This is a genomic window from Vibrio sp. YT-17, assembly GCF_033337375.1.
Taxonomy (GTDB): Bacteria; Pseudomonadota; Gammaproteobacteria; order Enterobacterales; family Vibrionaceae; genus Vibrio; species Vibrio alginolyticus.
In genome coordinates this window covers 52,881-66,562 of the sequence record NZ_JAWOQP010000007.1, presented here as the reverse complement: position 1 = coordinate 66,562, position 13,682 = coordinate 52,881, and the positions used below count along the sequence as shown (strand labels likewise).

Genomic DNA, 13,682 nt, shown 5'->3' with positions numbered 1-13,682 from the left:
CCTTAGTGTCCAAATATGCGCATTGACCAGTTCTTAATAACACCGGGCTGAGCGTTGTTTGCCATCGGAACGTCATAGATGGTGGAAGAGTTGAAATATGCAATGTAAGAATAGACTTCATCGCCGTTCGTATCTATTGCTCGCAACGTCCATTCGCCTTTTGCATCTTCGCCATAAAATTGGTTAGACAACATTAATTGATCTTTGTAGCCAGTAATCGATGAATCAAGAGATTGACCAACAAGACCATTGCGCGGTGTTTGCAAAACGGAACGAGTCCCTGATGGCGAAATGAGCTCGATAGCTAAGTCGGGCAGACGAGCGTGGTCCAGTGTCAATGTCACTTGAACGGATTCTACTGTCAGCTCATCGGCAATGGCGATACTTGAAGAACCACCAACTAGACTTGCATCGGGTACACTTACTTCTGTAGCGTTATTAACCCATGGCGTAATGACTTGAGTTGGCAAAACGCGATTCGTCATGCGAGCACGTTGCATCGCTTCATCTAAATCTACAGCGCCGAAGCCATAAAAAGTATGGAAATCTACGCCTGCTGCGTTTTTTTGCCAAGGGGCAATTGCCTCGTAGCTAACCTGTTCACCTTTATGGTTAGTAAATTCAAGCTGTACGCCTGGATGCGCTTTATCCGTTACTTTTGCTGTCTCCGCTAGTAAAGCACGTACATCACGAGCAGAAAGTGCGTGGTTGGTTGACATGATTGCCGCGATGGCACCCGATGTGTTCGGCGCAGCCGATGAGGTTCCGTTCATCGTACTGGTATAGTTACAGTTCGGATCGAGCTCCGTTCCGCCGTGTAACCCATTAATGCCAAGGCCATCACTGGTATTTTGCCCTTCTTCACAACCCATTAAATCAGTGGTGACCATAGCAGGGAAATCTTGCCCATATTCACCTGCTGGTGCTGCAACCCACACGTTCGAACCCACCGATGAGTAACTCGCTCGCGTACCATCCGCTCGTAGTGCACTAGTGACTAAATTGAAGTAATTGGCGTTATCATAAGACTGAGCAGAGTTGTGCATCGGTAAGCCTTGATTGTCTCCACCAGCAAAGAAGTTACTTGGCAATACGAAGAATCGTCCTGCATTGAAATAACGGTAACCATTACCTGCTGACTTTACAAATACAGCACCTCGACCCCAGGCGTTACTCTCGCTGACGTTTTTCATCACGTCCATTTCAAGTTTTAGTTGAGGGTCGCTTTCATCAAAAGTAATCGGGTTTATAGGGCTGAAACCGTAACTTTGGTTAAATACGCGAACATCACGTGTTGCTGGGTCCATGCCATGGGAGATTAACCAGCCTTCTAATGTCTGGTTGGCTAACCAGTTAAAACCGATGAGGGAAGAGAGAGAAGCGACACCGCGTCCGCCTTCACCGTTGTTGCCGACGGCGCTAATCAAACCGGCTACAGCAGTGCCATGACCATTAGTATCAACCGGATAACTTGGTGGGAATGAAGAGTCTTCGACGAAGTTTCTGCTACCTGTAACTATATTACCTGCAAGGTCGGGGTGATCGATCTGCACTCCAGAATCAATAACGGCAACTTTCACACCAACACCTGCAATCCCCATTGCCTGAGTGAGCTTAGTGTTTAAGTCGTTCCCAGCAACAGCAGGATTAGCCGCAAACGCAGTTTGCCCCGTGTTGTCTAAGTGCCATTGTTCAGAATAGAGTGGATCAAACGCCGAGACGGCAGGTGCAATGCCTACTGCCAACATAGCAGCAAATAGGCGATTAATGCGTATTTCCATTTTTGACCTCATGTCTTTGTTTGGAATTTTTTAGTTCCTGTTTCATATTCCGCTAACAGGAACAAACAAAGCTAACGACAAAGAATAAGGACGAAAACCATTTACAACTTGTTTACATTAAAAGTTCGATGGACAACATAAGTCTTTGTTAATTTACTGAAACTATGAGGTTTTTATATGTCGCATCGAGCATGCATGAAAAGTGAAAAGCAGAAAATACGAGTGTACCGTCTGCTTCAAGAGGGGGGTTATTTAGTTGAAGCGGGTTGAATAGTTGCGATTGGTTTCTTAGGTTCGGCTTTTTCCTCAGGCAGCACGTTATCAATCCACTTTTTAATGAACAACTTATCGAATTCTTTATCACACCACTTTTTGTTTAATCCACGTCGATTGAACTCAGCACCAATCGCCACTTTGGTTTGGTTAGTTGCACGGCTGTAGTAGAGAGTTTCACATAGTTGAGTGTTACTCATTTGCTGGGCATATACGTTGACACTGCTGCTGCGCATTCCCAGTTGAGATGCTTGCTGATTACTGCACGCCATAAGAAATAGAGGCGCAAAAGTAATAATGATTAGATTTTTTTTCATGTGTGCTTTTTTATGATGTAGGATGAATGACGAACTGGTTTCTACCAGCTTGCTTCGCATCATACAAAGCTTGGTCTGCCAAGAAAAACCATTGATCCCATTCTTGTTTAATTATTTGTGCCGACAGTTTGTCCACTGCTCCAAGGGAAATTGTCGCGTTTAATGGTTTAGAGTCAACCACCAATGGCGTGTTTTCAACAGTATATCTCAATCGCTCCAAAAACTTAGCGCAATCTTCAGCTCGCTGTACTTCGAATAATAGGACAAACTCTTCTCCACCCCAACGAATGAGTAGGTCACCAGAGCGAGTGGATTCATTAAATAGCGTGGCAATATGAGTCAGCATTTTATCGCCAATATCGTGTCCATATTGATCATTAAAGGTTTTAAAATGATCGACATCTAAAACGGCTAAGGCAAATGTTCTATCTGGGCTTCTACGAGCCATTTTGTCCAACCAAATGTGAAGATAGCGACGGTTATGCAGTTGAGTTAATGGATCGGTAGTATTTTCTTGAGTGAGTGCTTTATTAATACGTCTAACGCGCAGTACGTAACGAAAACCAACGACTCCAATTGCCGCAATAGCGATAAAGTAGAACATTTCTCGATAGCGCTGTGAACGCAGTTCAGAGGCTTGTAGCGCATTTTTTGTTTCTAGCAATTTGAGTTCTTTCTGGGCTAACTTAGCTTCGAGGTCAAACTTAATGTTAATCATCTCTTCACCATGAATATGATGAGAAAACTCAGCCTCTAGCTCTCTTAATTGGGTTAAATAATGAAAAGCCGCTTCATAGTCATTAAGAATTTGATGAGCGTTTATCAGTACCGAAAGCATATCAATACGCTGACGCAGCTCTAATTCACTGGTTGATTTGGTTTGTTCTAGAACGTTAAGCGCTGTTGTAATAGCTTTATCGTATTGTTTGTTTGCGAGGTAAGCCTCTGCAAATGCCTCGTAACAAGACGTTTTTAGCATTTCTAGATTTTTTGGAATGGGCAGGTCTACGCAACGTTGTGCGACCATTAATGCATCATCAATTTTTCCTACCGAGCTCAACATTTGTGAAAAGCTGGATAAAGAGTGGTGCTTGACTGTGTCCGACCCCGTTTGCATTGAAAGTCGAATGGCTTCATTGAAATAATATTCCGCTTTTTTGTTATCTCCGAGGCTCGAGTGAACGATGCTAAGGTTTGCGTAGATAACCCCCATAAAAAAGCTATTATCGTATTGATATTCGCTCTCTAGGTAAGTGTCGAGAGCTTGCGTTAGGTAACTGTTGGCCCGAGCCCAATCTGATGCGTCGATGTAGACCGTCCCAATGTTGTTCAGTGTCATCGCGACTTGTATTTCAAATACTGTTTTTTCTAATAACTCATAGGCATTGCGATAATATTTTAGGCCACTGCGTAGTTGATTTCGAGATACTTCTAGATTGCCTAACCAGCGGTAAGCACGGCCTTCTAATGCTAGATAACCAAGATCACGGGCTGTAGAAACAACGTCATGGAGTAACAATTCTGCGTTCCAGTTATCGTCTTGCTCAATCATTGTTACAGCCTTATTGAGCTGTGCTTCAGCGACGACCCATTCCAAATGGTGCTTTTTACCGAATTCGATTAAATCGGGCATATCTTTCGGTAATGGAACGCCTTCGTAACGCTTAAGGTACTTTCGTGCAAAGTAATACAGAGCAAGAGACTCCGCTGATGCATTCTGTGGCGCATTTAACTCATCTTTTTGAATTGATCGCGGCTTACCCATCGAGCGAAAGTAGAGTTTTAACATGGGCTTGCTTTCTGCTGAAATGTGTTCTTCCAGATAAGCTTGCTTTTCGGTACTCGCCAGTACGTTGGTGGGATGCAAGAAAAGTCCAAGTGCAGTACAAAGTGCGCAAGCCAGTTTTTTAATTGAGAAGTGCATGAGCGTATTAATAAAATGTGATCTCTTAACCGAATACCAGTTAAGTCTACCATTTCTTGTTGGTTAAGTGCGGATGGATTCCCAGTGGCAAAGTGTTTTGGGAGTGAGATACGAGAAGGAGCTCTATAATATTATGATTTATAAAACAAAATCTATTGAAAACTTATGCAATGATTAGGCGATGGTATAGATAAGGTAACTATGACAGGTAGGCGAGCATATTCGGTGGACTCAATCTAATGATTTAAGCCGCGGATTCATCGCTCAAAATCAGGGCGAAGTGTAAAAAATTACGTTTCTGTCATAAATATTTAATGTTTGTATGGGTTGTTAAAAAACTGGATATTAGACATAGTGTTATTAAGCCAATAAAAAATGGCTTTTATAATAAATAGGAGATTAACTATGCATAATGAAATGATTCAACCTTCGCACTTCGGCATTATCGGCCGTACCTGCATCGCTTCAGTACTTATGATTGCGGGTGTTTTCGCTCTTATTTAAGAGTCAAGGGTAACGATGATTACCTTTTAAAGAGTAAGAAAATTCAGGGAATCACCTTAACCTTGTGTAAGGTATTCCCCTGAAAATCCAAGCTAGTCTTTAGTTATTAGCTGAAGAAGCTAAAAATCAATGCACTTACCGCCACAATGCCTGCTGCTAGAACAAAGTAAGTAGAGACATTTCCTCGATATTGTTTCATCGCCTCGATTTTATACACCGCTAACATTGGCATAATAAATAAGATCATTGCAATAACAGGCCCTGACAATGCTTCCATCATACCAAGAATACTTGGGTTCATGATCGCGGCCGCCCAGATTGAGAAGAACAGTGCTGCCACGCTGATACGATCAACACGCTTCTCAGATAGGTTAAAATGCTTGTTAATTAAACCATTTAAGCTTTCACGCGCACCTAAAAAATGCCCAAGGAAAGATGAAGTGATAGCAACAAACGCTACTAAAGGACCAAGTGTTGCAATAAATGGATTATCGGTTGCGTTCGCTAAGTAAGACAATACGGATACGTTTTGTTCTTTTGCTTGAGCCAATTGTTCAGGTGACAGTGTTAGTACACAGGAAAATACAAAAATAAGAACAAAGGCAATCAGCATGATGCTAGTGCGACGAAGAATAACTTCGGATTTGGCATCTGCCTGCTTACCGTAATGGCGACGTTGTACATTTGCAAAGCTTGAAATTGCAGCTGCGTGACTAAACGAGAAAATCACTACAGGAACTGCTAACCACATAGTGCTAGCAAAAGCTGACGCTTCTGGCACATCCATGACAGGCATGGTCCAGTTCGGTATTAAGTAAAATGATAGAAAGGCAAGAATGGCAACAAGTGGGAACACCATGATGGCAAAGGCCCGTAGCATTACTTTTTCACCCGCCATCATAATAGCAATTAGTGCAAACACTAGTACGCCAGAAAGCAAAGGTCTAGGTAAAGAAGCCATATCAGCCTGATTTACCATGAAGCTATCTACTGTGTTTGTTATTCCAACCCCATATATCAACAGGATCGGGAAGATCGAAAGAAAATACAGCAGTGAAATAGAACGACCTGCTTTTGCGCCGAAGTGCTCTTCCACTACATCAGTGAAGTCTGCGTTTTTGATCTTAGAAGATAGTACAAAACGAGCTAAGCCACGGTGCGCAAGATAGGTCATTGGAAAAGCAAGTACTGCCATCGCGACTAAAGGCCAAAAACCACCAATCCCAAGGTTAATTGGCAGAAACAGGATGCCTGCGCCAACGGCTGTTCCAAATAGGCTAAGAACCCAATGTGTATCATGTTTTGACCAAGCTGTGGTTGTGTTTATTTCACTAGGATTTAAGGCATTTCGAGATTCTTTCACTTTAAAACTCGCTTTTATAAAAATAATAATGCTGAAAATGGTAAAGGTTTTAGTGTTTATTATCACATGCGAAGCTTGGTGAATAATGCTGTGAACTTGGGGTGGTTGTAAATTATCCAACTATGAATTTTTCAATAAACCAGAATAAAGTTCTTAATTTTAATGCATTTAATGGTTGTATGTATTGAAATTTTCATCTTGTGTGGTTTTTGATTTTGCGGTTAAAACTTGATCACGGATGTATGTTCTAAGTGAGTTAGGCCTAATTTTCAGGAAGAATATTACATTTCTTAAGCACTTAATTGAGATGTTTGTGTCCCGTCATTTAGATGAGATTTAGGTATACTGCTGCCATTCATGTTAAAGAAGGAGTCATTGAATGGACATCTTGTCTGCGCAAAAAGAGGACTTATTTGCCATATATAAGCTCGAAAATACTTTATTTGGAGAACACGCCTATCCTCAATTTTTCTTTCGGCAAGCTTTTGATTGTTGGGGAGAGAGTTTACTGGTAGCAAAAGAGGGAGAGCAGGTCGCAGGGTATATATTGCTAACGACTAGCACAAATGCACATCAATATTGGATCATGTCATTGGCCGTCGATATTCAACATAGAGGTAAAGGTATTGCGCGTTCCCTCCTAGAAAACGTTATTGCGTCGTTGACGTTAGGCTCAAGCGTGAAATTGACTGTCGATCCTAAGAACCAACCTGCATTGTCTTTATACCTCTCCCTTGGCTTTAAAACGTTAGAAGAAGAAGCGCATTATTTTGGTGACGAAGAATCCAGGTTAGTTATGGAATTAGTAAAGTAATACTGCACGATAATGACCGAAATTTGCACACAATCAGTGCGTAGCATTACGTTGCTATAATTGGTTTTAAGCTAACCATTTGTATGGTAAGGGTTTTTAATCTTGGCACCTCACTTGCTTTACATAAACGTTCATCGATAACTCGATGCGCCGCTCTTAATAGCAGGCGAGAGCGGTATAGGGTATTACTTTTTGAAAATGTACTAACAGCGTTAAAGGCATTGCTGCCTCTCTCGATTCGGGAGAGGCTTTTTTTTGCTAGTAAGTTGGGCTGAATCACACTGGAGGTGTTATGTCGCAAGGATGCAAAAAAACCACTTGTCCCTATTGTGGTGTTGGATGTGGTGTCGAGGTCAATGCGAAAGGAATCGTTGGGGATGCGTGTCATCCTGCAAATGCGGGATCACTGTGCGTGAAGGGTGTCGCGCTGGCAGAGAGTTTGAATATGCCTTCGCGCTTGTTGTATCCAAAGCTTGTCACCAAGCAACGACCTCAAGGGCAAGAGGTGCAATGGCAACAAGCCACGGATCTGATTGCTGAAAAGATTCATCAAGCGAAAGCGGAGTTTGGACCGGATTCCGTCGCGATGTACGTGTCAGGGCAGTTGTTAACGGAAGACTATTACGTCGCCAACAAACTCATGAAAGGCTATGTTGGCAGCGCAAACATCGATACGAACTCGCGTTTGTGTATGTCTTCGGCGGTTGCGGCTCATGTACGAGCATTTGGTGAAGATGTCGTTCCCGTCAATTACGACGATATTGATAAGACTGAGCTATTGATCATTTGCGGTGCTAATACCGCTTGGACGCACCCTGTTTTATTCCGACGTATTCAACAAGCGAGAGAAAACAATCCTAACCTCAAGCTGGTGGTCATTGACCCGCGTGAAACGGTCACCGCACAGCAAGCGGATTTGCATCTACCGATTAAAAACGATGGTGATGTGTCACTCTTCAATGGGCTGCTCAAGTTTCTTATTGAACAACAATTGATTGATTCTGAATACATAAATTCTTATACCGACGGATTTAATGCACTTAGAGAAGAAGTTTCTGATTTGCGTTACGATGTCACTAATTTGACGTCTTCCATTGGCATTTCAGAAGAAAAACTCACGACATTCTTCCAATGGTTTGCGCAAAGCCCAACCGCAATTACGTTGTTTTGCCAAGGGGTAAACCAAGCCGAAAATGGCGTCGACAAAGGCAATGCAATCATTAATGCACACTTGGCGACGGGTAAAATTGCCAAGTCAGGTTGTGGGCCGTTTTCTATTACAGGTCAGCCCAATGCGATGGGTGGGCGAGAAGTCGGTGGATTGGCAAACCAGTTAGCGGTTCATCGTGCTTTTGACGCAAAGTCTATAAAGCAAGTGCAGGCGTTTTGGGATTCACCAGAAATTGCCACTCAGCCCGGTTTAAAAGCTGTTGAACTGTTTGAGGCGGTAGAACGTGGTGAGATTAAAGTTCTCTGGATCATGGCAACCAATCCTGTTGTCTCTTTGCCAGATAACCAATTGGTAAAACGTGCACTAGAGATTTGTCCGTTTGTGATTGTTTCCGATATCACAGCGGATTCGGATGTAGCGCATTACGCGGACCTATTGCTACCCGCCGCTGGCTGGGGGGAGAAGCAAGGCATGGTGACCAATTCTGAGCGTCGACTTTCAAGGCAGCGCCAGTTTCAAACGCCTCCCGGTGAAGCAAAATCAGATTGGTGGGCGATAAGCCAAGTTGGGCAAGCTCTGTGTGCATTGGAAAAGACACAAAATGGCTTTGCGTTTACTTCTGAGCGGGCGGTATTCAGGGAATATGCCGCGATGACAGGCATGAATGCAGATTCGCCATTGAAGCTAGATCTTTCTCAATACGCCAACTTAACCGAGCAAGAATACGAAGAGTGGGTGCCGACACAATGGGGAGGAGAGCGCCCTTTTGCTGATGGCGTCTATTCACACCCAGATGGAAAAGCGCGTTTTGTCGTGACCAGTGAATCTCCAACGCGCTTAGAAAGAACAAAAGGCTGGTGGCTCAATACGGGCAGGCAACGTGACCAATGGCATACCATGACGCGCACAGGGCATATCGCCCACCTTGCCGCCTCAGAGTTAGAACCAACCGTGTACATGAACACGCTCTCTGCCACTCAAAATCGCTTAAAAGCAGGACAGCTCACCAAGCTGTTTCAGCCTGCTTCAAACACCGGTATTTATGCCAAAGTTGCCATTGATGAAGGTTTGGGTTTTCAGGAGCTGTTTATGTCAATGCACTGGGCGGGTCGATATGGCGGTGAAAGTAGTGTTAATGCGATAGTAAACAGCGCAAAAGACCCTATTTCAGGGCAGCCTGCATTTAAGTCGTCTTATGTTGAAGTGCAAGACGCCGCGGTCAAAACCTACGGTATGTTCATCGGTACACAGTTTGATTCCGGTAAATTTATCTACAGCGCATTTCAAGCAGAAAGCAATTTGGGCATTTGGCGCTTTGCACATGATAAGCGACCAAAGAAGCAGAGTTTTTGTCGAACGGAAAAGAGCCGCAGAATTACGATAGATATTGCCCAAGGTTGGCTAGCGGTGGACTATGACCTTGTTGGAGACGTGCGTATCATTCGCTCTGTTTTGGTGGTGTCTAGTGAACCGATTCAAACCGACTACACCAACTTTACCGGCTTGATTGGCAAGCCGATGGAGCTATCGCAACTGCTTACCATCACTCAATCGCAAAGCAGTGCCAAACTGGTTTGTAGTTGTTTCCGCGTTACCGATAAACAAATACATGACGCGATGGAGAAACAAGACTGCACGTCAGTGACCCAACTTCAAAACAAACTCAAATGCGGTACTAACTGTGGCTCGTGCGTCTCTCAAATCAAACAAATGGTCGACAGCCATCAGCATCAAAAGGGCAAACAGCAAGCGAACCAGCAAAGTTTGGCTATTCAAATAAAGTAAGTCATAAAGAGGATAAGCACATGGAAGCGCCTTATCAAAAGTCTTGGTTTAAGAAAGGACAAGCGAGTCAGAAACAAGAACGCTCGTCTCGCTTTTCTAAGCATGATCAAGCAAGCAAACTGAACCAACTTTTAGAAGACCATTCACTAGACCTGGACGCGAACCACAAAGGTTTTGTCTCGATTGTCGGAGCAGGGCCGCACGATCCTGACTTGTTAACGGTAAAGGCTGTGAAAGCGATTATGTCGGCAGAGGTACTGTTGTACGACCGTTTGGTTAACAAAGATATTTTGGAGTTGGCTTCGCCACAAGCCGATTGGATTTACGTGGGCAAAAGATGCGGACAACCTAGTATTGGTCAGGAAGAAATTTGTGACTTGATGGTATCGCTCGCTCAACAAGGAAAGCGAGTTGTGCGCTTAAAAGGGGGAGATCCTTTTGTATTTGGCCGTGGAGGTGAAGAGGCGTTAGCACTCGTCAAACACTCAATCGCGTACGAAGTCATTCCCGGCATTACCGCTGCGATTGGATGTTCAGCAAACAGCTTGATTCCGCTGACTCATCGTGGCGTTGCTCGTAGCGTTACCTTTGTGACGGGGCAAGTGGTAACAGGCGCATTTGAAGCGTGGAGCCAACTGATGCAAAGCGGACAAACGTTAGTCTTCTATATGGGGTTAGAAAAGTCATCGCAAATACAAACGAGTTTAATAGGCTCTGGTTTGAGAGAAGATTTTCCAGTCGCGATCATCACTCATGGTTGCAGCCCTCAACAACAAGTGCATGTTACCCAACTCAATCAGCTCAATGAGTTATCGATTACACTTAAAGGCATCAGCCCAGCATTGATTGTGATGGGAGAAGTTGTCAAACTGCGCGAACAACTAATAGAAACCGTACAGTCAGTGACGGAATACGAGGGAATATGAGCAGCATTTTGGAGTGTATCAGAACAGTCGGTCGTGGCGAACGTGGTAGAAAACCACTGAACTTTGACCAAGCGTTTCGAGTTATGGATGAATACCTAAACGGAGAGTGCGATGATGATCAAATGGCAATGCTGCTGATGCTGATCCGCGTACAAAACGAGACTCAACAAGAAATCGCTGGCTTTGTGAAAGCATTCCAATCCCGCATGCCTGCTATTGGTGCAGACATCGACTGGCCATGTTACGCAGGCAAACGTGAAGCGGCAGGTCAGCCTTGGCTCCTGTTAGCAGCGAAGATCCTTGCCGATAATGGTCATAAAGTGCTGATGCATGGCTATCACGACCGTCAATCTGGACGTTTACACGCAGAAGATTACCTCGACAAGTTTGCTATCGAGAAAGCGGAATCAGCAGAAGAAGCAAAGCGTGTCTTAGAAACACAAAACATCGTGTATCTACCGCTCAGCGCATTTGCTCCACAAGCAGAAACCATGATCGGTTGGAAGAATCGTTATGGGCTTAGAACGCCGATTAATACCGTGGTTCGAGCATTGAATCCGGGGCAAGCAACGGTTGGTATTCGTGGTAGCTTCCATCCTGGTTTCCAACAACTTCATGCAGAAGTCGAATATGAAATCGGTCAAACCGCTCACGCTGTTGTGTCATTCAAAGGGCAATCGGGCGAATCAGAATACAACCCGAAAGTAAGCCAAACGGTATGGTTAAGCCAAACAAGCGGCGTGACATCGCACTACTGGACGGAGCAAATGCTGTCTGAGGTGCCAATGCCTACGAACTGTCCGTTTGGGACGTCAGAAGATGACATGAACCAAATGGCGAATACGGTTTTGGCAACGATGACAGTTGTACTCTTTGCTCAAGTGCACGATAGGGAACACGCCTTTGAACATGCGTTTACTTATTGGGAAAACTATTGTTGTGGCAGTTAATCCTGTGACGAGCTAACCGCGAAACGTTGTTGGATCGGAATCCTTTATCTATTGTTTGTGTAAGCTTGTCAGTGATGTATTTATCACTTGAAGTGTCTCACAGCTGATTGGGGCAAACATCAGTGAGGCCTGATGAGTTTACTTTTCGATAAGAAATGAGGACAAGGATAATGGTTCTAAAGCACTCAAATTCTAACAACAAGGCGTCACATCCCATTCCACAAGAAGCTTTCGATTGGTATGACGAATACGCACATGGCAAAATCTCTCGTCGAGAGTTTCTCAACCGTCTTGGTGGCCTCGCTGTTTTAGGTTTTAGTATGACGGCCCTGGTTGATGCTCTGACTCCAAATTATGCACTCGCAGAGCAAGTTTCCTTTAATGATCCTGAGATCAAAGCAACCTATGAAACCTTTGCTTCGCCCAATGGACATGGAGAAGGTCGCGGCTATTTGGTTGTGCCACAAAAGAAGACCTTAAAATCGCCGACAGTGTTGGTGATTCATGAAAATCGAGGTCTAAACCCATACATCAAAGATGTCGCCAGACGACTCGCGAAAGACGGCTTTATTGCTTTCGCTCCTGACGCGCTTTATCCACTCGGTGGCTATCCGGGGAACGATGATGAAGGTCGCGCCATGCAGAAAGAGATGGACAGAGCCAAGATCGAACAAGATTTTATTGCTGCTGCTAATTTCATTAAACACTACGAGGGTGGGAACGGTAAATTAGGCGCGGTTGGGTTCTGTTTCGGTGGATACATCGTTAATATGCTTGCAGCGGTAATGCCAGAAGAGCTGGATGCAGGTGTGCCTTTCTACGGAACACCGGCGGCGCAAGAGATTCAAAAGCAGGTCAAAGGGCCGTTGATGATTCACTTCGCAGGGCTCGATAAGCGCGTCAACGACACATGGCCTGCCTATGAGCAGCAATTGATCGCGAACGATGCGCAATATCAGGCGTTAATGTATGAAAACGTCAACCATGGCTTCCATAACGACTCAACGGCTCGCTACGCTCCGGAAGAAGCGGCGCTCGCTTGGGAGCGTACACTCGGCTTCTTCAAAGAACATCTTGCCTCTAGTTAAAATGCTTCAGCTTTAGTTGGCACATTCCTTGTTATGTCTCTCTTAGTGAGTGAGATATAAACAAGGAATGTGCATGACTCAATCAACGTCAAAAACACCCATCATAGTATGCTGCGATAGCCTCCAAGAGCAGGCTCGATTGTCCGGCTTATTGAGCAAAGATTACGACAACATCATGGGTTGCCAATTGGCACAACTAGAAACGTTAATGCAACGAGAACCGTCAGCAAGCGTTGTGGTTGGATGGCAGCAACCAACCGCGGAACTACGTTTGATCGTCGATTTCTGCCGTAGAAAATCGGCACCACTTCTTATCGTCTTAAAGCAGTTATCATCTAATGATATCAATCGGTTATCAGAAAAAATGGACTATGTGCTCATGCCGCACGATAGTGAGTTTGCGCTTCAGCCTTGGATTGAACATGCGACACTAGTGAGAGCGAAATTCGAAAGTATGCAATCGGAAATTGAATCGCTAACCCATAAGATTGAAGAGCGCAAGCTGGTGGAAAAAGCCAAGGGTCTGCTGATGAAGATGCACAGCGTTGATGAAGATCAGGCTTATAAAGCGCTTAGAAATTCAGCCATGCAATCGAGCCAAACGCTCGCACAAGTTGCCAAGAATTTGATAACTACTTTGGAAGTATTGGATTAGTTGCTCTACCACTTTGGGGTTAGGGTGCATTTTCTAACGTGGTGCGTGTTGCACTATCAGCAAGCAATAACAGGGAATAAGAAACGGTAGAACAAGCTAATTCATTGTATTTAATGTGAAAAATAAGTTGG

10 protein-coding genes are annotated in these 13,682 nt (G+C 44.3%); 6 read left to right on the top strand and 4 right to left on the bottom strand.

All coding sequences use genetic code 11. From position 1 onward, the window contains the following. Nucleotides 1-2: 2 nt before the first annotated feature. The 4 genes from R7F67_RS08855 to R7F67_RS08840 all read right to left on the bottom strand — a co-directional run bounded on the left by R7F67_RS08855 (nt 3) and on the right by R7F67_RS08840 (nt 6,162). Nucleotides 3-1,781 (bottom strand): S8 family peptidase, encoded by a 1,779-nt coding sequence (locus tag R7F67_RS08855; protein ID WP_017820240.1) that lies wholly within the window; start codon nt 1,779-1,781, stop codon nt 3-5. Between the two features lie 248 nt (nt 1,782-2,029). Further along, entirely contained in the window at nt 2,030-2,371 is a 342-nt protein-coding gene (locus R7F67_RS08850; protein ID WP_054576760.1) for a hypothetical protein, read from the bottom strand. Nucleotides 2,372-2,381: 10 nt separating this feature from the next. Next, a complete protein-coding gene (locus R7F67_RS08845) occupies nt 2,382-4,295 on the bottom strand; it encodes a tetratricopeptide repeat-containing diguanylate cyclase (RefSeq protein ID WP_318057153.1) in 1,914 nt (637 codons plus the stop codon). Between the two features lie 610 nt (nt 4,296-4,905). Then, the gene (locus R7F67_RS08840; RefSeq protein WP_017820237.1) at nt 4,906-6,162 is read right to left on the bottom strand and encodes an aromatic amino acid transport family protein; all 1,257 of its coding nucleotides are present in this window, start codon (nt 6,160-6,162) and stop codon (nt 4,906-4,908) included. A 379-nt stretch (nt 6,163-6,541) separates the two neighbouring features. On the opposite strand from R7F67_RS08840, the gene R7F67_RS08835 reads away from it, so the two are divergent. From R7F67_RS08835 to R7F67_RS08810, 6 genes are all read left to right on the top strand, one after another. Next, nucleotides 6,542-6,976, top strand: coding sequence for a GNAT family N-acetyltransferase (locus R7F67_RS08835; protein ID WP_017634213.1), 435 nt, complete (start codon nt 6,542-6,544; stop codon nt 6,974-6,976). A gap of 292 nt (nt 6,977-7,268) precedes the next feature. Further along, the gene (locus R7F67_RS08830) at nt 7,269-9,932 is read left to right on the top strand and encodes a nitrate reductase (RefSeq protein ID WP_054576759.1); all 2,664 of its coding nucleotides are present in this window, start codon (nt 7,269-7,271) and stop codon (nt 9,930-9,932) included. A 20-nt stretch (nt 9,933-9,952) separates the two neighbouring features. After that, complete coding sequence (gene cobA, locus R7F67_RS08825) at nt 9,953-10,858, top strand: uroporphyrinogen-III C-methyltransferase (RefSeq protein WP_054576758.1); 906 nt, start codon at nt 9,953-9,955, stop codon at nt 10,856-10,858. Beyond that, nucleotides 10,855-11,808, top strand: coding sequence for a glycosyl transferase family protein (locus R7F67_RS08820; RefSeq protein ID WP_258475810.1), 954 nt, complete (start codon nt 10,855-10,857; stop codon nt 11,806-11,808). Before cobA ends, R7F67_RS08820 begins: the two co-directional genes overlap by 4 nt. A gap of 170 nt (nt 11,809-11,978) precedes the next feature. Next, a complete protein-coding gene (locus R7F67_RS08815; RefSeq protein ID WP_048625125.1) occupies nt 11,979-12,896 on the top strand; it encodes a dienelactone hydrolase family protein in 918 nt (305 codons plus the stop codon). 73 nt (nt 12,897-12,969) lie between these two features. Then, nucleotides 12,970-13,551, top strand: a complete 582-nt coding sequence (locus R7F67_RS08810; RefSeq protein WP_054576756.1) for an ANTAR domain-containing response regulator — start codon at nt 12,970-12,972, stop codon at nt 13,549-13,551. Nucleotides 13,552-13,682: the final 131 nt, after the last annotated feature.